Raw genomic sequence first — 23812 nt, 5'->3', positions numbered from 1 at the left:
CCGACACACGCTGATTTCGCTATACCCAAATCCCCCACCTCACCCGGAGAAAATCAATGAAAAAGGCATCGAACTTCCTTGGATTAGGCCTGGTTATCGCCCTTACCGCGACCGGCTGCGGAGGCGTGGGTGCGTCGAAGCCCACAGGGGCAGCGCCCCGGCCTTCCGATGATCAAAAAGTCACCCTTACGGTCTGGAGCGGCTTCGCCGACCGCGAGCTGGACGCTCTCCAGAAGGTGCTGGACAAGTTTCACTCGGCGCATCCCAACATCACTATCAAGAGCGAAGGAAGCCAGGACGACGACAAGATCACCCAGGCCATCAGGGGCGGGAACGCCCCGGACCTGGCAATTTCCTTCACCACCGACAACATCGGCCAATTTTGCAGCTCCGGATCCTTTCAGGACCTGAAGCCATACCTGGACCGGGACAAAGTAGATCTAGGTGCAATCCCCGAGGCAACCAAGAACTACACACAGTTCAACGGCACCCGGTGCGCCATGCCGCTATTGGCCGACGTCTACGGGCTCTATTACAACAAGGCAATGTTCGACGCCGCCGGGCTCACCTCGCCGCCGAAGACCATGAGTGAACTCTCCGACTATGCCCGGAAACTGACCCAGTTCAACCCCGATGGCAGCATCAAAGTGGCAGGCTTCGTCCCGACACCCTCGTTCTACGAGAATACGATCCAGACCCTGGCGCCCCAGTTCGGTGCCAAATGGCAGACTCCCGACGGCAAGTCTGCGCTGTCAACAGACCCGGGCTGGAAGGAAATGCTCAAGTGGCAGAAGGATTTGACGGACTTCTTCGGCGCAGACAAGCTGACGAAGTTCACGGCCCAGTCCGGCCAGGAGTACTCGGCAGACAACGACTTCCAAGCCGGAAAGATTGCCATGATCATGGACGGCGAATACCGCACAGCATTTGCCGATCGTGAGGCAAAGGACCTCAAATACGCCACTGCGCCCTTCCCCGTGGCCGATTCCAAACCGGAGCTCTACGGAACCGCCTACACCACAGGAACCATCGCGGGTATCCCGAAGGGCGCCCAGAACGCAGGCGCATCATGGGAATTGTTGAAGTACTTGACCACAGACACCGACGCCCTGGTGTCCCTGTCCAACTCGCTGAAGAACGTCCCTACCTCCACCGAGGCCCTCGCGTCTCCGGAACTTCAGTCCACGGAGCAATTCAAAACGTTCCTTGACCTATTCCATGGCGGGAAACTGGCCAACAGTCCTGCTTCCCCAAATGGCGGCGCCTACTTGAAGATCGCACAGGACTTCGCGCTGAAGTACGTTGCAGGCGACTCCACCGACCTTGACAGCGGACTCCAGGAAGTCGACAAGCAGATCGACGACAGCGCGCAATTGGGCAAGTGATGAGCGCTACCACCATGCCCACCCGGCCCGCGCCTGCAGCACCCGTACGGACCTGCCCGTCAGGATCGACCGGGGTCAAGCGCCGCCGTAAGCTGACGGTCCTGGCTTTCATGGCACCGTGGATAGTAGGCCTCTCCGTCTTCTTCCTCTATCCGCTGCTTGCCACCGCCTACTACTCCCTGACTAACTTCGACCTGATCAGCGATCCGCAATGGACAGGCTTCAGCAACTACGTCTTCATGTTCACCAAGGACCCGTTGATGTGGAAGGCAATCGGGAATACAGCTTGGTTGACGATTGTCATTACCGTCGGCCGTGTGGGTTTTGGCCTGCTGGCGGCAATGGTCCTCGTAAAGATCAAACGCGGTGCAGGTGTCTTCAGGACGCTTTTCTACCTCCCGGCTCTTGCCCCGCCAGTAGCCGCCTCCCTGGCCTTCGTCTTTATCCTGAACCCCTCCACTGGACCGCTAAACCAGTTCCTTGGTCTGCTAGGCATTGAAGGACCGCTGTGGTTCAACGACCCAGCCTTTGCCAAACCGGCTCTCTCAGTGATGGCACTCTGGACATCGGGCACCATCATCGTCATTTTGTTGGCCTCGTTGCTGGATGTTCCCGGCGAACTCTATGAAGCCGCTTCCCTGGACGGTGCGAACGCCTGGCACCAGTTCCGGCATATCACCTTGCCGTCCATCGCCCCCGTGCTCATGTTTTCCATCGTGAACTCGATCATCGTCGGGCTGCAGTTCTTCACCGAGGCAGTGGTGGCAGGATCTGTGGCCTCGGGCAGTACGGCCACAGCCGGTTCAAGCCTGACCATCGGTTATCCGGACAACTCAACACTGACGTTTCCCATGTGGCTCTACGAACAGGGTTTTCATCAGTACCACATGGGATACGCCTCGGCCATGGCGATCGTCCTGTTCGTGGTATCCGCAGTCTTTACCGTCATATTGGTCCGCCGGATGCGTTCCGCCGGAATCGGAGAGGAGGAGTAGGCCATGGCGTTATCACTTACGGCAAGCAAGGTGAGCGGTGGCCGGCAGGGCCAAAAGTTCCTTTCCTGGGTGGGGCTTCATGCAGTAGCCATCGCCTTGGCCATCGGCTTCATCGCCCCGATCCTGTTCATCATCCTTACGGCCCTGATGAGTGACCAACAGGCATTGACCAAAAATCTTTGGCCTACGTCCTGGCATTGGGAGAACTTTGCAACAGTCTTTGAGAAAGCACCTCTGCTGCAGTACTTCTTCAACTCCTTGCTCTATGCCGGGTTGGCCACCGTGTTTATGCTCGTATCCAGCGTGCCCGTGGCCTACGCCCTTTCCCGAATGAAGTGGCGTGGCCGGAACACCATGTTCTACCTGGTGATCGTGGCAATGATGCTCCCTCCCCAGGTGGTGGCCGTTCCCATGTACGTGGTGTGGGCCCAGCTGGGACTCACGGGCACGTTATGGCCGCTCATCATTCCCAACCTGTTTGGCGACGCGTTCAGCATCTTCTTGCTGCGTCAGTTCCTGATCACCATTCCGCAGTCCTACTCGGACTCTGCGCGTGTGGACGGGGCCAGTGAATTCGGTGTCCTCTACCGGATCATCCTTCCGATGGCCCGGCCGGGAATTGCAGCCGCCGCGCTGTTCAGCTTCCTGAATACCTGGAATGACTATTTCGGGCCCATTCTCTACACCGGTGAAAACACCGAAAACTGGACCCTGTCCCTGGGGCTTGCCTCTTTCCGCAGCGTCCATCAGGTCCACTGGAACCTCACCATGGCTGCCACTTTGTTGGTGATGGCCCCGGTCATTCTGCTCTTTTTCTTCGCACAAAAACAATTCATCGAGGGCATCAAGTTCTCGGGAGTAAAGGGATAACCATGAAAGTTGCTGTCATTGGTGGCGGATCCACCTACACGCCTGAACTCATCGATGGCTTCGCCCGGCTGAGGGAGGTCCTTCCGATTACGGAACTGTGGCTGGTCGACCCCGACGAGTCAAGGCTGGAGTTGGTCTCCGGACTGGCCCGGAGGATCTTCTTCCGCGCCGGCCACCCCGGAACCATCAAAACCACGTCCGTTGTGGCCGACGGTGTCAGCGACGCCGACATTGTGCTGATCCAGCTGCGTGTCGGTGGGCAAGCGGCCCGGCACGGAGATGAGACGTTCCCCCACAAAGGCTGCTGCATCGGCCAAGAGACCACAGGCCCGGGCGGCTTTGCCAAGGCGCTCCGAACCGTCCCGGTAGTTTTGGACATCGCCGAAACAGTCCGGGCAAAGGCCAAGCCAGATGCCTGGATCATCGACTTCACCAACCCCGTGGGGATTGTTACCCGCGCGCTGCTGCAGGCCGGCCATCGCGCCGTCGGGCTATGCAACGTTGCCATTGGCTTCCAACGCAAGTTCGCCGACCTGCTGGACACAGACCACAGCAACGTGTCGCTGAACCACGTGGGCTTGAACCACCTGACCTGGGAACTGGGAGTCAACCTCCGCACGGACCAAGGCACCCGCGACGTATTGCCGGAACTGCTCAAGTCCAGCATGGACCACATCGCCTCAGATGTTCGCATGCCCGAAGCACTGCTGCGGCTCCAAGGTGCGGTTCCCTCCTATTACCTGCGCTACTACTACTTGCACGACACGGTGCTGGGAGAGCAGCAATATGGGCGGAGCCGGGCACAGGAGGTCCAGGACGTTGAGCGCGCGCTGCTGACCAAATACGCTGACCCGTCCCTTGCTGTTAAACCTGAGGAACTAAGCCAGCGGGGCGGCGCCTTCTATTCCGAGGCAGCTGTGGACCTGATGGCCTCACTGACCTCCAATCGCGGAGACACCCAAATAGTAAATGTTCGAAATGACGGCACATTGCCGTTCCTGCCAGATGACCACGTCATCGAAGTACCCGCCGTCATCGGATCGGGCAAGCTATCGGTGCAGCCCGTAGCGCCGTTGCCGGAAGATATGCGCGGGCTTATCAGCGCCGTGGCCGGCTACGAACGTTTGGCCTTGGACGCAGCACTGCATGGCGGCCGCGACCGCGTAGTGCTCGCTATGCTCGCACACCCTTTGGTAGGCCAATACGAAAGGGCAGAACGCCTCACCGACCTCCTCCTGGCCGATAACCAGCAGTACCTCACTTGGGCACGATGAAGCTCGCACAGCAAAAAGCCCACCCCTCAGCAACGAAACTACCTCCCGGAGCCTTTGTCCTTGCCATCGACGGCGGCGGGTCCAAAACCGACGCCGTAGCCCTAAGCGTGGAGGGCGAGCTCTTGGCAAGCGGCCGCAGCACAGGCTCCAACCACCAAGTCCTCGGGCTCGAACACGCACTGTCGGTGATCGACGACCTCGCAACACAAGTGCACGCCGCGGTGGGCAACCGACCTTTGGTTCAAACGAGCCTGTACCTCTCCGGCATGGACCTGCCGTCAGAAATCGTGATGTTCTCAAAAGCCATCACAGGCAAAAGCTGGACCCCGCAGTCCCGATACCAGGCACCCTTGGTTGATAACGACCTCTTTGCCCTCATGCGTGCGGGCACGAACCAACCAGATGCCGTCGTGGTCGTCTGCGGCACCGGAATCAACGCCGCAGGTTTCCGGGCCGATGGTGCCACGGCCAGGTTCCCGGCGCTCGGTACCATCTCAGGAGACCGCGGCGGTGGGGGCTATCTGGGCTCGCGCGCCCTATGGCATGCTGCCCGATCCGAAGACGGGAGAGGCCCCAAGACCCTGCTTGAAACGACCGTGCCGCAGGCCTTCGGGTTCTCCAGTGTCATGGCATTGACGGAGGCCATACACTTCAAGCGGCTTCCCGCCCGGTCCTTGATCGACCTCTGCCCAGTACTTTTCGAAGCATCCCGGGCCGGTGACCAGGTGGCCGCTGAAGAGGTGGATCACCAAGCTCACGAGATAGTCCTCATGGCGGTAACTGCCCTCCGCCGCCTGAACCTTGAGAATGCGTCAGTGCCGGTAGTCCTGGGCGGAGGTGTCCTGGCAGCAAATGATGCCCGGCTGATGGCAGGGGTGGAAGAGGGACTGCACAAGCTGGCACCGCACGCTTTCGTCCAGCTGGTTCAGGCGCCACCGATACTCGGTGCTGGGCTGCTGGCCTTAGAGGCCTCCGGTGCGGGTTGGGAGGGGTTGGTCGCCGCGCGCAAGGCCCTTGCAGCCTTCACAGCGTCAAGTGCTCAGCACTACCAGTAAGAAGAGATATCAATTCCTGCGCCTGAACACTGCCTTCGACCACTCAATACGGACGCCCGACGTTCCGTAGGCCCTCGGTAAGCATAAAAGGAATATTTGACGATGAAACTAATCATTGCGCACACCATTCAGCAGCAAGGGATGATAGCCGCAGAGCTGATCGCACCCCTTGTCCGCGCCAATCCCCGGTTTGTTCTGGGCGTAGCAACGGGGGCGTCGCCTCTGCCCGTATATGCGCAGCTCGCAATGGACCAGGGGACACAATTCGATGGAGCGACCTGCTTTGCCCTTGACGAGTATGTGGGTCTCCCAGGTCACCATCCCCAGAGTTACAGACAGTTTGTTACAGAGCTCATCGGGAACCCCTTGGGAATCCCACCAGAACAGATTCGTGTTCCCGACGGAGTGGCAGTCGATCTTCATGAAGAATGCCTCCGCTTTGAGAGAGAAATCGACAGAGCAGGGGGAATCGATCTGCAAATCCTCGGGATCGGACGCAACGGACACCTCGCCTTCAACGAACCAGGTTCCGCGATCGACAGCAGGACCCGCGTAGTGCCACTGACAGAAGATACGAGGCAAGCGAACGCGCGGTTCTTTGATGTCCCTTCAGCCGTTCCCACTCATGCCCTGACACAGGGACTCGGAACCATTCTGGGAGCCCGACGGCTACTCCTTCTTGCCAGCGGCGCTGATAAGGCGGCCGCCCTGTCACGGGCAATTCAAGGCCCTGTCTCAACCGACTGCCCGGCCTCGGTCATTCAGCTCCATCCTGAGGTAACCATCATCGCGGACAACCAGGCCGCAGGCCTCCTGAGGAAGACGGTGCCCACAACGGTGAAGGCACCCGCGCCTACCGTCTGTTGTCCCTCACCGAGGTGACGGTGAAAATTGAATCACCGTCGAATGAGAGGAAATCGGGACAGATTCAGAGCGGTCGGATAACGATCGTTGGGCGGTTTTGCCTCGCTTATTAGAGTGAAGCCGTGCCCTCTACCAGGAGTCGGAGACTCCTTTCCGCGTCTCCGCTCCGGTGACTTTCCGGAGGAAGGCAACCTGGGCCTTGAGTGCCTTTTGGGCTTGCGGGGTGTCCAACGCTAGCTGGTACTCGTGACCGACGGTCGACGGGGTCGTTTGCTCGTCGAAGAATAACGCGTTGACGTCTACGCCTGCCTCTGTGAGTGCATGGGCCCATTCCTTGTTCTGCTGAGCCAACGGATCTGCGGGGCCAGTCGAGATGAACGCCGGCGGGAAATTGCTGTCCGCGTGTTTGGGTAATGCGGTGTACAGAAATTGGTCGTTTTCCAGGAAGTTTTTGGTCCCTGAGTAGGACCACATCACGGTGCGCATGAAGAAACCGAATGAGTCGTTGTCATATCTGACCGTGGTTGGATCATAGGGCCCGCTAAAGAGGACCGTCCCCCGCAGTTGTCCGCCGGTGATGGCGGCCGGCAATCCGGCCGCCGCGGCGTAGTCCGGCTGCGCGATGGCCATGGCGGCCTGGGCCGCAATGTGAGCTCCAGCAGAGTCTCCTGCCAGCACGACCCGGTTCGGGTCCACATGGAATTGGCTGGCGTGCTTAAGGACGTGTTGGATGGCTTGATCGGTCTGTTGAATGGGGCGGGGGTAGGTGGCTTCCGGGGCGTGCGTATACTCTACGTTCACGACAGTGAAGCCGTGAGAGGCAAGAATCTGGAGGTAGTTTCGCAATGGTTCTTTTTCGCCTGCGATGAAAGCGCCGCCATGGACCCAGAACACGACCGGAAGTGAAGCACTCGCATCCGAAGGACGGAATACATCGAGTCGCCCGTCTGCTGAATTCTGGTCATAGACCACGTCCAAGTCCGCATGAATTCCGTCCGGCACGTATCTGGCGGCAGCCTCCGCGTTTTCGAGACCACCCGGGTCTGGCGCGGACCGCAAGACCCAGACGCTGGGCCATGGGCTGACATTCCAGAACACTACGCCCGCAATGACAAGGACAACTACGACACTGCCCACCCACGCAAAAATACGCCCTGCTTTCTTCATGCTTCAGCCCTTCCGTCACCCAGATTCTGCCACGATCAGCAAGCCACGTCCGGGCGTGCCCTTCGACCTTGAGGTGCCAACTGCCGCGAAACAGACACCTAACGATCGAGAAAGTGAGCAGACAGATCTGGTTTTCTCCTGATTGGTAGCGTTTGCTGCTGTTGCTGATGGACCCGGATACTTCGGTAGACAAGGCCCGATTCAAGTAGGCTGACCGGACCGCCGATGTGCAGGACGAGGACATCCATGGGCTACTTCGAGTTGCACGGGTAACCCGTGCGCTATATTTCGGACTCTGTATCCGAGCTCAACTTCGAAGTCCTCTTTGGAGCGGCCTGTGAGTGAGGCTGCGGCTTCGGCTACGACGTCCGGGATATCAGCGACCCGGCTGACAAAGGTCTCCAGTATCGGCAGTTCCGCTACTTGGAGGTCCATTCGGCCGTCTGTTGCTTGCTTGATCTTTACCGTCAGCCGCATAAGGTCCCCTTCCTCACCTACCTTCAGACTACTGAACGCAGGGTTGCAGCTACGTTGCAGCGGGGGCCGTGGTTGTGGTGCGGATGCGTGCCGTAGTGGATGGTCCTGTGAGGTATCCGAACGTGCCTGGATCCTGTGGGGCGGAAGCTTACATAGACCAGATCGCCGGGACCCGCCACGACGGGTGAATGGCAAACCCGCGCCTGAGACTCGCTCACTGGCCTTGCTCTCGAGTGGCAAGTCAGTCTGAAACCCAGACAGCTAGCTCTTTCTCTCCGACTAGGTGCGGAGCTGTTTCCTGCCCTGTTCTGGGTCTTAGCTGATAAGCCTCCGCACGTTCTCCTTAATCGTCTCCCGGCGGCGTTCTACGCTCGGCAGTTTGGATCGCGCCATCTCCGGCGTGAGGGTGTGCCAGGTCATGGCCAGGGCACGCACGCTTGCCAGCATTTCAAGGGGCGTGAAGTCGCCCCGCAGGCGACCGTCCCCCTGGGCGCGTTGGATACCCATGAGTTTTGCCTTATGCGAGGCCGTCAAGGTCTCAAGGTCGGCTCCCGCGCCCCGCTCGAGGATGTACCAGTTGGTGAGCCTGAGGACGTTGGGGTCCTTTTGGTAGAGATCGAAAGTCCTGGCAGCGTAACCGGGCAGGTCCAAAGCGTCGAACTCAGTCTCCTCTACTACTGCGACCACGCGCTGGGAGAAGACCTCGTCGAACAACTGTTCCTTGCTGCCGAAATATCGGTACAGCATGGCTTTGTTGGCCAATGCCTCCTCGGCAATGCGATCTACCCGCGCCCCTGCTATCCCGTAGCGGGCAAATTCCTCCTCCGCCGCCTTCAGGATCCGCTGCCTGGTCGCTTCCGCATCTCTCGCCATGCATCCATCGTAGCAAGTAACCGGTTAGTTGACAGGAGAACCCTTTGCGCACATCGTTAAAACGAACCAGTTAGTTACTTAGAAAGGAAGCAGCATGTTAACAACCCAAGTAGGGGCAGCCACCACAGGGCTCGTACCCACATCGCCGTCCAGGTCAATAACCTTGGCCGTCGTCATGGGCTGCCAATTGATGATGGTGCTGGATACCTCCATCGTTACCACAGCCCTGCCGCACCTTGAACGCGAGCTCGGCTTCACCAGCACCACGCTGTCGTGGGTCCAGAACAGCTACGCTCTGGCCTTCGGAGGGCTACTCCTGCTGGGCGCTCGTACTGGCGATCTCTTGGGCAGGCGGCGGGTCTTCATTGCCGGTGTGGCAGTCTTCACCGTCGCATCCCTGCTGGCCGGGCTTGCGTTCGGCCCCGAGATAATGATTTTTGCCCGCGTACTTCAGGGGGCGGCGTCAGCTTTCGCCATCCCGGCGACGCTGGCGCTGCTCGTGCAGACCTTTCCCAAGCCAGAGGAACGGTCCCAAGCGATCAGCATCTACAGTGCCGTAATCGGGGCCGGGGGCAGCGTGGGAATCATCGTCGGAGGCATCTTCACGGACTTGCTGTCATGGCGTTGGGGCCTGCTGATCAACGTACCGATCGGGGTTGCCGTGCTGCTGCTCAGCCCACGGTTCCTGCCGGAGACCGATCGGGTCCAGGGCCGCGTGGATGTAGCGGGCGCGTTGACAGCCACGGCCGGGATGTCTGCCCTGGTCCATGGATTGGTGAATGCAGGCGCCGCCGGCTGGGGCAACCCGGTTACCATCGTTTCACTCGCCGCAGCGCTGGCACTGCTCCTGGCATTCGTCCTCATCGAGCGCCGCTCCGGACAGCCCATCACTCCCCTGCGCCTCTTCCGGGACACCACCCGCTCCGGCGCCTACATCATCCGCATACTGATCGTCGGCGCCATGTTTTCCACGTTCTATTTCCTCAGCCAATACCTCCAGAACGTCCTGGAATTCAGCGCTTTCGAAGCTGGAATCGCCTACATCCCCCTGACATCCCTGTTCTTCCTCATGGTGTACGTAATCAAACCCTTCAGTTCGGCGCTGGGCAAACCTGCGCTGCTGCTGGCCGCTCTGGTCATTGCCGGCCTGGGGATGCTGTGGCTCAGCACCATAGGACCGGGCACCGCGTATTTCCCCGGCGTCCTGCTTCCGTTGATCGTCCTGGGAATCGGCCAGGGAATCGCGATCATCCTGCTGACCGAGTTCGGCATGTCCGCAGTGGAACCTGACGACAACGGAGCCGCCTCCGGACTGGTCAACACGGCACACCAGCTGGGGGGCTCCATTGGCTTGGCACTCTTGACGGTGGTTTTCGCCGGCTCCGGCGGATCCTCCGCGGGGCTGGCAGCAGCCGACTCCTATGGAGCAGTCTTCACCGCAGCAACGTGGTTCTACGTCGTTGCCCTCCCCTGCGCTGCGCTTATTTATCTCGCTCAGCGCAGGGCAGCGCGCAGGGCGTCGGCCGTCCAACGATGACCTGCTGTACTGCTGGTCATCGCGGGTCGACTCCCGGCATTTCCGTGAGCGACCCGTCATAGTCCAGGCGCAGCACCAGGTCCAGATCGAGGCGGCCCAGGAACGCGTCGTCGTGACTTACCAAAATGACGGCCCCGCGGTAGGCATTCAACGCCTCCACGAGCTGGTCCACGCTCTGGAGATCGAGGTTGTTGGTCGGCTCATCGAGAATCAGTACTTGCGGCGGCGGATCGGCAAACAGAAGCCGGGCAAGCGAAACCCTGAACCGTTCGCCACCGGAGAGAGTATGAACTGGCCTGTAGACGCTGTCGCCCCTCAACAGGAAGCGTGCCAATTGGTTCCGGATTTCACCTGCAGGGACATCCGGCGCAGCGGCCTGGAGGTTTTCCAACGTGGTCGCAGCATCATCCAATCCGTCGAGCCGCTGCCGCAGATAACCTGCCCGCTCGGTGAGGAGGCGTCCACCTGCGGTAGCGCATCCGACGTCGTCGCTTGCTTCGTCGCCGCCGGTCAAAGAAGCGCCGCTGACCACCCGTTCAAGGAGCGTGGTCTTTCCCACCCCGTTTGAACCGATAATCGCCACCCGTTCCGGACCTTCCACCAGGAAAGCACGATTCGTTCCCCGCAACTCGGCGATGCGCCGGCTGCGGGGAACGTCCGGATCCGGAAGATTCACGCTGATTCGCTCTTCTTCCCTGATCCTGGAGGACGCCGCGTCGAGGGCAGCCTGGGCGGCGTTAACTTTGTCGTCCGATCCTGAGCGGAGCTTCCCCGCTGACACCTGCGCGTCGGAGGCCCGCTGATTCATGAGGATCTTGGAACCCTTCTTGTTGTCATAGCTGTTTTGGCCCGTGTGGGCCCGCTTCGCCAGCTTCGCTTCAGCTTCCTGGCGTTGCCGCTTCTCAACCTTCACGGTCTGTTTCGCAGCCTGGGCGGCCTGAACCGCCGCAGTCTGCTGCTCATCCAGGTGGGACCGCCAGGCACTGTAGGGGCCTCCGAACACGGCAAGTTCCCCGCCATGGAGTTCCGCCGTGTTGTCCATCAACTCCAGCAAGGCGAGGTCGTGGCTGACCACCACCAGCGTTCCTGGCCAAGTGGACACCAAGCCAGCCAGTTTGGCTCGCGCGTCCCTGTCCAGGTTGTTCGTCGGCTCGTCCAGGAGGGTAATCGCCGTCCTCTGGAGCCGCAGCCCCGTGATGGCGACCAGCATGGCTTCGCCTCCGGAGATTTCGCCGACGTTTCGTTCCAGGTCCGCGGCTGAGAAGCCGATGTGGCGCAGGGATTCGTCGGCGCGGGTTTCGATGTCCCAGTCATCGCCCACAATCTCGAAATTCTCCACCGAGGCGTCGCCGGATTCGATGGCCCGCAAGGCTCTCACCTTCTGGCCGATGCCGAGCAGGTCCGCCACGGTGGAGTCCGTGCTGAGGGTCAGTGTTTGCGGAAGATAGCCGACGTCACCGTTGGTCGTGATTCGGCCGCTCGTCGGCGAGACAATCCCGGCAATAAGGCGGAGTAGTGTTGACTTTCCTGCACCGTTCGACCCAACCAGGCCTGTGCGGCCAGTTCCGAACGTACCGGAGATCCCGGCAAGGGCAGGGGTGCCGTCGGGCCATAGAAGGCGCACGTCGGTCAGGGTGATGGACGGGTTTTTTGTTGTGGGCATGATGCTCCGAAGGCTCCAGTGGTTCAGCGAATGCGCTGCATCACCGGCCCACCATGGGGCATCAGGGAATTAGTCAGCGCACGGTTGGCGTCGTGAAACCTGTAATGCCCGTCAAAACATCGACCTAACACTGGGGAATAGAGGGCTACAGTCTCGCAAAAGCACGCAACAAAGGCAACTTTGCCTGCCATGCCCTTCGCGGCCGCGTTCTGACGGCGCCGAAAGCCTCCTGCTCCAGATATAGGGGTGTTGCTGAATTCGAACTCTGACTCGTCCGGCTAAGCCTGCGGAAAAGCATTCCCTTCAACAGGCGAACGAGTAACAGTACCTGCGCCAAGCCATGGTCTGCGGGTAGTTCTGGGACCTTCGCAACAGTGAGGATGTCATCTGCAAGTTCTAGGGCCGAGATCCCGCCTGCTGGGTCGTACCTCTTGCGGCCGCAATCTTGCCGACAATTCACTCCGCCGCACGGGTCGGCGACCCGCTGTTGTCCGGTTTAGCCCGGCACTTTGCCGGGGGCGGGTTTTGTTCCCAGGAGTATGTTGAGTCCCCAGCCGAGGATGGTGGTGAAGATGATTGCTGCGGCCATTGAGAGCAGCTGTGCGGGGTTCGTCAATATGCCGAGGCTGACGATGAGGGTTGTTGCGCCAGCCGGTGGATGGGGCTTCCGGGCCAAAGTCAACACCAGGGTGGTCACGGCCACTGACAGGGCCCCGGCCAGGAGGTGTGTTGGGGTCAGGCCAGCGGCCGGAACTGAGGGTGCGTCCTGTAGGCCGAAGCCGTAGAGGCATGCGGTGCCGGCCAGGAGCCCGACTCCGTGACCTATCAGTGCGTTCGATGGCCGCGAAGATTCCTCCTGCGGGGATTCGAAGAAGAGCATCACCGTTGGACCCAGGCTGGGGAACAGCCACGGGCTATGCAAGGCCAGCCCGATGGCGCCGCTGGCTGCCAGAACAATCAGCGACAGGGTCGCCGCGTAAACAGCTGGCCCTGGGCGGCTACCGGACTCTGTTAGTCGGGCGTGGATCGAATGCTTCGACATGAAGTTGAAGTCTCCTGCCGATCGTTGAATTCTGGTTGGGCAGGCTTCATCAGCTCTTATTTTGCGACGATGAGGGCTTGCGGGGCTGCTTGCTTCATCCGTGTTTGCAGCCACCTGAGTTGTGTGGTGGTCTGGCCGTCGCACTCGTTGACGACACTGAGAAGTTCTTTGTCCCTTAATCCTTGGGCTGCTTGTTTGATCATTGTCCAAGTTATGTCGACCAGGCTTGCAAGGAGGTAGAGGTCCTGCAAATCCCGGAGCAGACCCACTGGACCTGACCGGGTGTTCTTTAGGCCATCGGCGTGGAGTCTTTCGGGCTCGTCGTCATCGTCGACTTCCCCGTACCGTTCGATGATGGGCTGGAGTGCTTGTTGGTGTTCATCGCATTGCGCCGCGAGGGCTTGGCAGAGAAAGTGAACGTCGGGTTCCTGCCCGTGGCCTTCAGCGACCTTGCGGAATGATTCAGCGAGGGTGCCTTCGGCTTTGTCCAGCAGGCCGAGATAGACCGGGAGTTTCATGGCTGTTCCTCCTTCGCGGCTACGGATGGCGGCGCCGCCGGGTCGATGCTTTCCGTGGCCTGTGCTGCCGGCCCTCCAGCTGTGGGGAGCAGGTGTTTGCGTGCCTTTCGGCGTGTGGCGGGGCGGGAGGCTGTCGTGGTGGGTGCCGGTGATGGACCGGTACCCTCGGCGATTTTCGTGACCCGGACTGCTGCGTTTTTCAGAACGGGTTGTTTGGAGACCGGGTCCCATTCGGTGATAGTGAGTTCGTTCGCTGCCCGGTGGCTGGTGTCCGGTGTCCCGCTTTGGTCCCAGTACCCGTAATGGAAGGGCACGAAAACAGTGCCGTCGCGGATATCGCTGACCCGTACCGGTGCGGCGATGTGTCCTCGCCGGGATTCCACACGCACGATGTTGCCTTCGGTCACCCCGTAGGTTTCGGCGTCGTTCACTGACATTTCGACCCATGCATCTGGTGCTGCATCGTTGAGCTGGGGGGACCTGCCGGTCTTGGTGCGGGTATGGAAATGATAGACGGTACGCCCAGTGGTGTACTGGAGGGGGTATTCCTCATCCGGTGTTTCATGCGCGGGATGGTAAGGGGCGGTTTTGAAAATGGCGCGTCCTGCCGGGTTCTTTGCTTTGTAGGCTTCGGGGCCTACCGTTGCCCCCGTGAGCAGGTCGTGGCCGTAGGTTTCGCAATAGTCGGGATCCGTGGGGAACACGCCGTCATGGTAGAGGCGCACCGTACCGTTGGGGTGGCTTTCGTTGCATGGCCAGGGCACGCCGCTGCCGCCGCGGAGCTTGTCATAGCTGAGACCCGTGTAATCACAGGGCCGCCCGCGAGTGCATTCCTTCCACGCGTTGAAGCCGTCTTCGGGCTGGTTCCAGTCCAGCAGCGGTGACCCGTCGAGTTGTTGGAAGCCCATGCGCGCGGAGTAGTCCAGAAAGGTATGCAGGTCGCTCCGGGCTTCCCCGGGCGGTTCAACGGCCTTTTCTGACAGGTGCACGGTGCGGTTCACGTTGGTGAACGTGCCGGTCTTTTCTCCCCACGCCGCGGCGGGCAGGACGACGTCGGCGAATTGGGCTGTCTCTGTCAGGTACAGGTCCTGAACTACCAGGAACAGGGAGTCAGTGGCCAGAATGTCGCGAATCCGCGGCAGTTGTGGCATCGACACGGCAGGGTTCGTGGCGGAGATCCACAGGAATTCGATGGATCCTTGTTCAACGTACCGAAAGATCTGCATCGCGTGTGTGGGTGGGGCCCAGTGCGGGATGATGGCCGGGTCCACATTCCACAGCTCGGCCAGTTCCTGGACATGGTCGGGGTTTTCCCAGTTCCGGAAGCCGGACAAATCGCCGTCGGCACCGCATTCCCGGTTGTTCTGGGCTGTCGGCTGCCCGTTCATCTGCAGGATGCCGCATCCTGGTTTGCCGATCATGCCACGGAGCAGGTGCAGGTTGTTGACTGCACACGATGCCGCCGTCGCCTGGGACGACTGGTAAAACCCTTGCAGCACCGTTGATAGCACCCGCTCCGAGGTGCCGAAGATTTCGGCGGCGCGGCGCACATCGTCAGCCTTTACGCCGCAGGTGTCGGCCACCGTTTCCGGGGTCCACTGCTCGACAGTGGTCCTCAACTCATCAAGGTTCATCGTGTGGCGGTCAATATAGTCCTGATCAATCCAGCCGTTGACGAACAGCTCGCGGACCAACCCGTGCATCAAGGCCAGATTCGTCCCGGGCCGGACCGGCAGATGTACTTCCGCGTGTCGGGCGACCTCGGTCTCCCGGGGGTCAACGCACACAATTCTCGGGCGGTCCGGGCCTGCGGCCCGGTCCAGCACCCGTGCCCAAAGGACCGTCTGGGTTTCGGCCATGTTGTGCCCGAACAGGAACATCGCATCGCATTCATCGATGTCCACGTAGCTGCCGGGCTGGCCATCGGAGCCGAAGGACTCCTTCATCGCCGCTGCCGCTGTCGCCGTACACAGACGAGTGTTCCCGTCCATGTGGGGAGTGCCGATACCGGCCTTGCCCACGATCGCCTGGGCGTAATACTCCTCAAGGAACAACTGTCCACTGGTGTAAAACCCGTGCGACAAAGGCCCCTTCGTTTCCAAGAGGCTCCGACTCCGGGACACAATGCGTTCCATGGCGGTGTCCCAGTCGGTCTCGACCAGCTCACCGTTCTCCCGCACCAGAGGGCGGGTCAGACGGTCCTTGTTCTGCACTCCCTGCCAGCTCGCGAAAAGACCCTTAGGCCCGAGCCGGCCGTGATTGACGATGTCCGCAGCGCGGCCGCGGACCCCGACCATCACCCCGTCCCTGACTCCGATGTCGATGCCGCACCCGTTGCTGCACAGCACGCACGCGGACTGGACCCATCGCTGCACGTCCGATTCCTCGACGCCCTCGGCCAGAACCTGGTCTACCCGCACCGGCCACCGCTCGCCCCGGCCGAACGGCGTCCGGGTTCCCCAAATCTGGGCTATACGATCAACCATGGTCGTCCTCCATCGCACAAGAGCCCAAGCCACAGCATTCCGGCTGCAAGGAGTGAGCCAACCCCGGGTAAGTGGTTGCCACGGGCTACCACCACTGATGTCAAACTAGACCTACCCACACGGCACCGTCCATAACCTCACCAAAGGCAAATTCTGCTCCGCGACAGTGGCTTGGGGACACTGGCCAATGAGGAGGTAGAGCGTGCTGTCGGTAGGCACCGACGTAGCTGGATCTGCCCTGCTGGCGCAAGGTCGAGAGTCCTCGAAGTTATCTATTCGAGCTTCGTGGCCAGGGGAACGGAATCGACGCCGGTTGCGGAACCACCGGAGGACGGGCGGGCGTCCCGTCAATGGCATTGAAAGAAGGAAACTTACAGGGACTCACAGATTTCCGTGATGAACCCGTTCCGTCCAACAGGCTGGCGCCACTCCCAGGGTTCATGGGACGTCAAGGAACGCTCGATGAATTCGCACACGGACGAAGCTGCCTGGCTAGGTAATCGCAAGTGTCTTGAGGACGCCCAGATCGCAGGTGATACTGGCTCCGGCCCGGCGGTCTGGCGTGGTCAGGTTTCTTTCCCGAATGTTCTGCCACCTGCACGGGCAACGGTCAGGGCCGAGGCCCTTGAAGAAGCCAGTTTATTGCCTCGTGGCGGGAGCTGAAGAACCGTGTGGGGCATGGCAGTGTCCGTCGAGACATGGCGAAGTTGGCAATGACTCGGCTGACAGGGCTCGATCCGATCAGAGCAATCCGTGAAGCAGCACACTTCGTGCTGAAAGCGGTCTTGGCCGGCCTGGTCACTTCCCGTGTGTTCGTTATGTCGATCAACATCGGGTACTCGTTCCCCTTGGACAGCTCATTGATCATTGCCATGGCAGCTTGTACATCAGCGGCTTCCAATACTGTTCCGTGATTCCACACGAGGTGAAAAAATCCCTCTTCACCCAACTCGAGGGTTCCCTTGCCACTGCCGACAGATATTTGTTGCATCCCGCTCCCCCAAGCACTCCGTGAAGCCAACAATAACGGTTTACCGGCTGAAGTAAATGGGAAATCGCCTACCCAACAATCACGGCTCGCCAATCACCTTTCTACTCCACGCGGAATGCTCGTAGTCAGCAATCGGAGACGCAGGGAAGGTTGCTTGGCCCCTGATGCGACGATAACCCGGTACCTGAATGTAGTGGCCAGTTCCGGGCAGAGGATGCTGGACATGGTCGAAGAAGTTCTTGCCTGGTCAGCAGATTTTGCCGCCTACGTCGATCGATGTGGAGCAAGTAGCGGACTGGTCGACAAAATGAGTACCGACTACTCGTGTGCAGGGCCCATCGTGGGTCTTGAATTGTCATAGCGGGTTCGTGGCAGACGGCGAAGACCCCCAGCTCGCCGATCAATGCCTAAGTAATCTGCCGGCAAGGCCGGATGGCGGTACCCAGAAGCCCGTCCGGCCTTTCGCCTGTCCGGGGTCAGCGTTTCGGTACAGCCGATGACGCGTGTTTGCGGGGGCCGCGGGCCACTGGCCTTAGGGAACGTCGGGCCCCCTTTCGGCTCAGGTTCCGTTCGGCCGCTCTACGGGCGTCCCGCCGGGCTTTCCGCTGGAGCCTGTCCAGGCGAAGGAGCATGAAGAAAACGAATCCTACCCATAGGATGGCGGCCCCCAGAACGACACCTATTAGAACTAGCGACTGCATGCCTGCAATGTACCCCGTAGAGCGCGGCCGAATCCCTGATTCCGCACTGCCCGGGAAGCACCCCCGGACGAACCTGCAGGGCCGGCACCCCTACACATTCTGCATCAGGTGCAACTTGGTGAAGGCGCTATTTTGTCAGCCCCCTTGGAGTACCGTTAATCCGAACATATATTCGAATAAAGGGCGTGTTGTGGGCGTGATAGTTGGCCCCCGTGTGATAGATGCGGGACCTCTCTCTGGTGACAGCTTTGCTGGCTCCGGTAGCGGTGGCCGCCGGCTATCCCTCGCCCGCCCAGGACTACTTTGACGGCCGGATCGACCTCAACGAACACCTGGTCAAAGACGTGACCAGCACGTTCATCGTCCGGGTTACCGGCCAATCCATGGAACAGGCCGGAATCAGCGACGGTGACGAGCTGGTCGTGAACCGGGCACTGGAACCGAAGGACGGTTCCGTGGTCGTTGCGGTACTGGACGGGGAACTGACGATGAAGCGGCTGCGGATCACGCCCACTGGCGTGGTCCTGCAGGCCGAGAATCCACGCTTCCCGGACATCAAGGTTCCGGCCCTGTCGGAACTGACGATCTGGGGCGTGGCCACGAGGTGCCTGCACCATGTGTAAGCGGCGTTATTGCGTTAAACGGGCGATCGGAGGCCGCGATGTCTAAGCCCGCGGTGATGCGCAGGATGCAGGAAATCGCGCACGTGGATGTGAACTGCTTTTATGCCCCGGCCGAGCGCGTGTTCAATCCTGCTTTGGAGGGCAAGCCCGTCATTGTGCTCTCCAACAATGACGGGTGCGCGGTCACGCGCTCTCCGGAAGCCAAACGCCTGGGCATTTCCATGGGTGAGCCGTGGTTTAAGCTCCGGCCGCGGGCCAAGGAATGGGGCCTCGTGGCCCTGTCCAGTAACTACGAACTCTACGGTGACATCAGCTCCCGGGTGATGGAGCTGCTGGGCCGCTACTCGGCCTGGCTGGAGGTCTAGTCCATCGATGAGGCCTTCCTGGGCGTCAAAGGCGAACCGGACGAGCTGCTGGAAATGGGGCGGGAGATGAAGGCCGCGTGCCGGCGGAACGTTGGCGTGCCGGTCTGCGTCGGCATCGCGCCGACGAAGACCCTGGCCAAGTTGTGCAACAAGTGGGCGAAGAACAACCCCGCTTTTGCGGGTGTGTGCCGGTGGGAGTCAGTACCGGCCGAGCAGCGCGAAGCGCTCATGGCCAAGCTGTCCGTCATCGAGATCTGGGGCGTGGCCACCAGATTGACTAAACGGCTGAACGCTATGGGAATCTTCACCATCGCTGACCTTGTCCGGGCGAACCCGGTCGCGATCCGGGACAAGTTCTCCATCGTCATGATGCGAACCGTCCTGGAACTGCAAGGCACACCATGTATCCCGATGGAAGAGGAACGGATCGGCCGTGACCAGCTGATCTTCTCCCGGTCCTTCTCCATACCCATCACCACAGCTGCCGGGCTGCGGCAGGTCATGAGCGTCTACGCGCAAATGGCCTCGGCCCGGTTGGCCAAACACGACCTGCAAGCGAAGGTACTGACAGCGTTCGCGGCGACGTCACACTTCAACCCGAACGAGAAGTCCTTTCCCTCGGTCTGCCTGGCGTTGCCAATGCCCACCGCGGACCCGGTGCTGCTGACCAAGGCAGCCCACGCGCTGCTTCCCCAGGTGTTTGAGGGCGTGAAGTATGTCCGGGCCGGGATCATGGTCACGGACCTTCGCCCGTCCGGGAACCAGAAACCCCTGGAGCTGTTCGAGAACCCCCACGAAGAACGCGGCATCGGGATCCTGCTTGAAGACGTGGCCAAACGCTACGGCCGCGGATCCATCGGCCTCGGCCATGCCGGAATCAAAGGCGGGCCCGACTGGTCCATGAAACGCGACATGCTCTCCCCCAGATACACCACCCACTGGGACGAACTTCCCCTCGTCAAAGCCGCCTGACCGGCGCCCACGCAAGAAAGGAGTCCACCCATGACTCTTGCCCCCGAAAAACCACAAACCATGCAGGAAGTCGCTGTCCGGTTCAGCCCCGACGGGACGCCGCTGGCGATCCGTCACGACGGCCGGATCTGGATGGTCGACCCCGACGTCCACGCCGGGCACTGGTTCACCAGGGCCCCTTGGTGGGAAACCCGGGACCGGGCCGCGATCGGTACCGGGGATATGGTCAGCGTCGAGCACTGGCAAGTTCAAGCGAAAATACCCAGCGCCATGGCGGAGATGCGCACGTTCACGCTGCGGCGCGAACCGCTGGCCACACAGTGGCAGCTCGAGTCCATCAGCTGATGCCCGCTGCTTTGTATCGCTCGACCGTCCCGGACCAGCTATGGGACCGGATCCGTGAGGGATTCGGCCTTCCCGACCTGGCCCAGGTCCGGGAACGGCTCACAGCCGCCCAGGAGGACCCCGCACCTGCGATGAGACGGCTGTTTCGGGTGTTCGTCGATGAAGGGACATTCTGCCCGGCGTACCAGTTCCGGGCGGACCTGGGTCTTGACCCCGTGGTGATGGGCCTGTTTGAACGGGCGTTGGAGCTGCGGATCCCACATAATTATTTCGCCCTGTGGATGATGGTCCCCTCCCCCGCCCTGGACGGGTGCCGCCCGGTGGACCTGCGCGAGAGCCGGGATCCGTCACTGCTGCGGGCGGCGCTGGATCGGCTCCGCGTGGACGTGGCGGCCTAAAATATGGGAGTGAAAGTAACCCTGACTGTGGCGGCCGGCGACGGCCAAGTCAGCTACGTCGAGGCCGAAGGCCAGACGTACGAAGAAGCCAAAGCAGCTGCCGAAGTTTTGATCCCGGAGGGCTCCAAGGCCATTGTCCTGCGCACCAGCTAGAAAGCCTGCATGAAACCAGAAGTACGAACAGCAGTCGATTCAGCCCGGCAGATAGCCGCGTTCTACAAGGACCACGGCTACCTGCCCACCCAACACACACCACCCACGGGGGAACATAAACGCCTGGCCTCGGCCCTCGGAAGGCTCCGCCGCCTCAACGCCGCGGGCACCCTCCCCCACGACGCGGCCCGGATCTTGAACGAAACCCATCCAACCTGGACCACGCGGGCCGATCACGCCACCGAACGCTGGCAGCGCACAGCCGACGACTTCATCACCTGGGTGAAGGAAAACCACCGGTTCCCGAGCAAGTCTTCCAGCGACGCGTCCGAACGGTTCTTGGGGAACTGGTTAGTCCGGCAACGTTATGACGCGCGCAAGAACCGCTTCCCTGCCCGGGTTCGTGAACTCGATACCCGGTTACCCGAATGGCGTGAGACGTTTTCCCATCAAGGCAAACAGTCATACGTCGAGTCGGCGCAGCAGGTCGCTGCGTATGTCCAACAACACGGCATGCTACCGGCCCCGGACGGTGCCAGCGGAAGTGAATCCGAACGTCTGGCACAGGTTCTATTGGTTCTACGGAACCAGAAACGGCGCGGCCTGCTCGCCAAGGAAGCCGTACAGGCCCTCGATGCCGCCTTCCCAGGCTGGCTGGACGGGATCACACTCAACGTCGAGCGGCACTGGCAACAACGCGCCACCGAACTCATCGCATGGGTGCAAGCCAACGGCAGAAACCCACACCGTAACGCCGGCGACTCAACTGAACGTGCGCTGGCCGCATGGGTCGCCAGACAACGATTGCATGCGAAAAAAGGCGAATACCCTGCCCGGATCAAAGAGCTCAACAAACGCCTGCCCGGGTGGCACCGCACACCCTGACCAGCCCGGGGGCTTCCTGGTTGGGAAGCCGGGCCTCTTGTCGAATTGCTTACTTGCCGCCTCGGTTGCCGCTGCCCCACATCAGGACTGCAGCGACAACGCCCAGAACGCCGATGCCCATGGCAATAATGACACCAATCTCAATGCTCACATGTTCCCCTCAGCCGATGAACGTCCCAGCCTTCCAGCTACTCCCAGGGAATACCAGTCACGAAACAAGGCCCCTACACGCTGCGCAGCGCGCGAGGGCCTTGCCTTCAGAAGCTGATGGATCGTTGTGGTTCAGGAGCCAGTGAGGTCCACGACATCGGATCCGGCGTTGGTCTTCACCGACTCAACGCCTTTCAGGGCGGCGGCTTTGGTGGTGTACGACTCGCTGCTGGCAATGGTTTCCCCATTGCCGGCTTTCAACCGGAACCGGTACCCGCCGGACTTGTCTTTGTAGACTTCGAACTTTCCTGCCATGCGTGACCCTCCTTCATGATGCCCATCCCAAGGGGCGGCAATATGGGGAACTGCCCTTACGAGCCTCATCCTAACCTCGGGTACCTTCCTCGGCCGGTTCAATCAGTTCGGGTCCGTTGTTGCGGACGCTGTTGACCCGGGTGCTGACAATCCGGGGCGTCAGGGTCGGTTCCGGCAGGGAATCGAGCAGGTATTGGACGTCGGCCTTGTCGGTCAGGTCCGGGTCGAGCCATTCCGCAAAGCGGTCCTGCGGGATGATAACCGGGGACCTGTCATGGACGTGCCCCAACGCGTCCTGGGTGGTGGTGGTCAGGACCGTGAAGGTCAGCAGCCAGCGTCCGGGGTCATCCTCGGGCAACTCAGGATCAGGCCAGAACTCATACAGACCAGCGAACCCCAGCAGCGACTCATCTGGCGAGTAGAGGTAGTTCGGGATCTTCTTCCCGTCCTCGGTCTTCTGCCACTCGTAGTACCCCTCGGCGGGAACGATGGCCCTGCGCTTGACCGCCGCTGACCGGAACGACGGCTTCTCCAGGATTGATTCACTGCGGGCATTAATCAATTTCGACCCGATCTTGGCGTCCTTTGCCCAGGAGGGCACCAGCCCCCATTTAGCGATCAGGAGGCGCCGGTCAAGTGTTCCTTCATCCAGCCGTTCGGCCACGATCGGCACGTTCTGAGTCGGCGCGACGTTCCAGCTCGGCCCCGGCGGGCTGCCCTCAACTTCTTTGGCATCGAAATGGCTTAGAAGGTCGCTGGTTGCTTTGGACATCACGTATCTGCCACACATGTGCATATTCTTCCCACAAAAGCGCTCCCTGAAACCAACCATTCGCCATGGAGAACTATTGCGCGGCTGATCACACCGACACGTAGCCAGCTCGCCAGTGCAGCCCTGCCCTTAAAGCACGGCTATTCTGGCGCGGGCGGTCGTTGCCGCAAGGGGGTACCTTTGACCAAGTCGCGGGCGAGTTCGTGCAGTTTTTGATTCCGTGAGTTGGAAGCCTTCCGCAGGATCTGAAACGCCTCGTCATGGGTGCACCGATTCTGGGTGATGATGACCCCGCACGCGGTGTCGATGACTGATCTGTTTTCCATGGCGGCATCGAGGTCCTCGGCTGCTTCGTTCAGGGCGGTGATCCTGATCGCAACTTTCAAGGCTTTGCCCGCGATTCCCGCGAAGGTCAGGGCGTCCGTGGCGATTCTTTCGGTGAACGTCCCTGGCGTAGGGGAAAAGAAATTCAGCACGGCACCGGCGTCGTTCTCGAGTTTCATCGGAACACCGAGGGCGCTGCGCATCCCGGCAGCATCCAGGGCCCTGCAGTAGGTGCTCCACTGTGGTGAGGTAAGTGCGTCATCGAGAAGGACGGGGTGCCCGCTCTCCAGGGCGTCGATGCAGGGGCCTTCTTCGAGGGTTTGCTCGATCCGGTCCAGCAACATCGCCTGATCACTGGACCCGCCGATTGTCGCTATCCGCTTCCGCCGCCCCAAGGTCACAGCGCATTCAATCCGCGTGCCGGCTGACCTGGATACGACCGAGGCACCGAGCTCGGCCAACCCGTTCAGAAAAGCTTTGATATCTTCGGCGGTAACCACCAGTTCCGCGAGCTGGTCAGCGTCCTGGGACCAGTCCTCCACGACCACGGAATGCATAACAGACCACCGCCCTTCACAACAGTGACAGCCATTAAAAAGGGCCTTTCTGCCA

21 protein-coding genes and 2 pseudogenes are annotated in these 23812 nt (G+C 60.8%); 13 read left to right on the top strand and 10 right to left on the bottom strand.

Going from position 1 to position 23812, the window contains the following annotated elements:
• Positions 1-56: 56 nt before the first annotated feature.
• The 6 genes from AC5RU9_RS05745 (at position 57) to nagB (ending at position 6461) form a co-directional block, all read left to right on the top strand.
• The gene (locus tag AC5RU9_RS05745) at positions 57-1385 is read left to right on the top strand and encodes an ABC transporter substrate-binding protein (RefSeq protein ID WP_494015678.1); all 1329 of its coding nucleotides are present in this window, start codon (positions 57-59) and stop codon (positions 1383-1385) included.
• Positions 1385-2380, top strand: coding sequence for a carbohydrate ABC transporter permease (locus AC5RU9_RS05740; RefSeq protein WP_494015677.1), 996 nt, complete (start codon positions 1385-1387; stop codon positions 2378-2380). The genes AC5RU9_RS05745 and AC5RU9_RS05740 overlap by 1 nt, the downstream gene beginning before the upstream one ends.
• Before the next feature lie 3 nt (positions 2381-2383).
• On the top strand, positions 2384-3250 hold the full coding sequence (locus tag AC5RU9_RS05735; protein WP_494015676.1) for a carbohydrate ABC transporter permease: 867 nt from the start codon (positions 2384-2386) through the stop codon (positions 3248-3250).
• A gap of 2 nt (positions 3251-3252) precedes the next feature.
• The gene (locus AC5RU9_RS05730) at positions 3253-4524 is read left to right on the top strand and encodes a 6-phospho-beta-glucosidase (RefSeq protein ID WP_494015675.1); all 1272 of its coding nucleotides are present in this window, start codon (positions 3253-3255) and stop codon (positions 4522-4524) included.
• Positions 4521-5579, top strand: a complete 1059-nt coding sequence (locus AC5RU9_RS05725) for an N-acetylglucosamine kinase (RefSeq protein WP_494015674.1) — start codon at positions 4521-4523, stop codon at positions 5577-5579. The genes AC5RU9_RS05730 and AC5RU9_RS05725 overlap by 4 nt, the downstream gene beginning before the upstream one ends.
• A gap of 102 nt (positions 5580-5681) precedes the next feature.
• Entirely contained in the window at positions 5682-6461 is a 780-nt protein-coding gene (gene nagB, locus AC5RU9_RS05720) for a glucosamine-6-phosphate deaminase (protein WP_494015673.1), read from the top strand.
• Between the two features lie 111 nt (positions 6462-6572).
• Here nagB and AC5RU9_RS05715 read toward each other — a convergent pair whose 3' ends face one another.
• Both AC5RU9_RS05715 and AC5RU9_RS05710 read right to left on the bottom strand, forming a co-directional pair.
• Positions 6573-7610 carry an alpha/beta hydrolase gene (locus tag AC5RU9_RS05715; RefSeq protein WP_494015672.1) on the bottom strand — a complete coding sequence of 346 codons (1038 nt, stop codon included), beginning with the start codon at positions 7608-7610 and terminating at the stop codon, positions 6573-6575.
• A gap of 792 nt (positions 7611-8402) precedes the next feature.
• Positions 8403-8960, bottom strand: coding sequence for a TetR/AcrR family transcriptional regulator (locus tag AC5RU9_RS05710; RefSeq protein ID WP_494015671.1), 558 nt, complete (start codon positions 8958-8960; stop codon positions 8403-8405).
• 94 nt (positions 8961-9054) lie between these two features.
• Here AC5RU9_RS05710 and AC5RU9_RS05705 point away from each other — a divergent pair, with 94 nt between their 5' ends.
• Positions 9055-10497, top strand: a complete 1443-nt coding sequence (locus tag AC5RU9_RS05705; protein ID WP_494015670.1) for an MFS transporter — start codon at positions 9055-9057, stop codon at positions 10495-10497.
• A gap of 16 nt (positions 10498-10513) precedes the next feature.
• Here the strand turns inward: AC5RU9_RS05705 and AC5RU9_RS05700 are convergent, their stop codons facing one another.
• The 5 genes from AC5RU9_RS05700 to AC5RU9_RS05680 all read right to left on the bottom strand — a co-directional run bounded on the left by AC5RU9_RS05700 (position 10514) and on the right by AC5RU9_RS05680 (position 17197).
• Complete coding sequence (locus AC5RU9_RS05700) at positions 10514-12160, bottom strand: ABC-F family ATP-binding cassette domain-containing protein (protein ID WP_494015669.1); 1647 nt, start codon at positions 12158-12160, stop codon at positions 10514-10516.
• A gap of 496 nt (positions 12161-12656) precedes the next feature.
• On the bottom strand, positions 12657-13202 hold the full coding sequence (locus tag AC5RU9_RS05695; RefSeq protein WP_494015668.1) for an HPP family protein: 546 nt from the start codon (positions 13200-13202) through the stop codon (positions 12657-12659).
• 56 nt (positions 13203-13258) lie between these two features.
• Positions 13259-13720, bottom strand: coding sequence for a hypothetical protein (locus AC5RU9_RS05690; protein WP_494015667.1), 462 nt, complete (start codon positions 13718-13720; stop codon positions 13259-13261).
• Positions 13717-16206 carry a molybdopterin oxidoreductase family protein gene (locus tag AC5RU9_RS05685; protein WP_494015666.1) on the bottom strand — a complete coding sequence of 830 codons (2490 nt, stop codon included), beginning with the start codon at positions 16204-16206 and terminating at the stop codon, positions 13717-13719. The genes AC5RU9_RS05690 and AC5RU9_RS05685 overlap by 4 nt, the downstream gene beginning before the upstream one ends.
• A gap of 610 nt (positions 16207-16816) precedes the next feature.
• A complete protein-coding gene (locus tag AC5RU9_RS05680) occupies positions 16817-17197 on the bottom strand; it encodes a DUF7793 family protein (protein ID WP_494016061.1) in 381 nt (126 codons plus the stop codon).
• A gap of 891 nt (positions 17198-18088) precedes the next feature.
• Here AC5RU9_RS05680 and AC5RU9_RS05675 point away from each other — a divergent pair.
• From AC5RU9_RS05675 to AC5RU9_RS05650, 6 genes and pseudogenes are all read left to right on the top strand, one after another.
• Positions 18089-18521, top strand: a pseudogene (locus AC5RU9_RS05675) (LexA family protein).
• 38 nt (positions 18522-18559) lie between these two features.
• A pseudogene (locus AC5RU9_RS05670) lies at positions 18560-19858 on the top strand (Y-family DNA polymerase).
• A gap of 30 nt (positions 19859-19888) precedes the next feature.
• Entirely contained in the window at positions 19889-20203 is a 315-nt protein-coding gene (locus tag AC5RU9_RS05665; protein WP_494015665.1) for a hypothetical protein, read from the top strand.
• Positions 20203-20601: a hypothetical protein gene (locus AC5RU9_RS05660; RefSeq protein WP_494015664.1), complete on the top strand. Its 399-nt coding sequence runs from the start codon at positions 20203-20205 to the stop codon at positions 20599-20601. Before AC5RU9_RS05665 ends, AC5RU9_RS05660 begins: the two co-directional genes overlap by 1 nt.
• Before the next feature lie 9 nt (positions 20602-20610).
• Positions 20611-20754 carry a hypothetical protein gene (locus AC5RU9_RS05655; RefSeq protein ID WP_494015663.1) on the top strand — a complete coding sequence of 48 codons (144 nt, stop codon included), beginning with the start codon at positions 20611-20613 and terminating at the stop codon, positions 20752-20754.
• 9 nt (positions 20755-20763) lie between these two features.
• Positions 20764-21639 (top strand): helicase associated domain-containing protein, encoded by an 876-nt coding sequence (locus tag AC5RU9_RS05650; protein ID WP_494015662.1) that lies wholly within the window; start codon positions 20764-20766, stop codon positions 21637-21639.
• A 282-nt stretch (positions 21640-21921) separates the two neighbouring features.
• On the opposite strand, the gene AC5RU9_RS05645 is transcribed toward AC5RU9_RS05650, so the two are convergent.
• The 3 genes from AC5RU9_RS05645 to AC5RU9_RS05635 form a co-directional block, all read right to left on the bottom strand.
• Positions 21922-22104 carry a YegP family protein gene (locus AC5RU9_RS05645; RefSeq protein ID WP_494015661.1) on the bottom strand — a complete coding sequence of 61 codons (183 nt, stop codon included), beginning with the start codon at positions 22102-22104 and terminating at the stop codon, positions 21922-21924.
• 70 nt (positions 22105-22174) lie between these two features.
• Positions 22175-22894 carry an SOS response-associated peptidase gene (locus AC5RU9_RS05640; RefSeq protein WP_494015660.1) on the bottom strand — a complete coding sequence of 240 codons (720 nt, stop codon included), beginning with the start codon at positions 22892-22894 and terminating at the stop codon, positions 22175-22177.
• A 122-nt stretch (positions 22895-23016) separates the two neighbouring features.
• Positions 23017-23757: a GAF and ANTAR domain-containing protein gene (locus AC5RU9_RS05635; protein ID WP_494015659.1), complete on the bottom strand. Its 741-nt coding sequence runs from the start codon at positions 23755-23757 to the stop codon at positions 23017-23019.
• Positions 23758-23812: the final 55 nt, after the last annotated feature.

The organism is Arthrobacter sp. B0316-5-4, assembly GCF_059090325.1.
The sequence above is the reverse complement of the archived record's forward strand: the minus strand, read 5'-3'. Positions and strand labels throughout refer to the sequence as shown.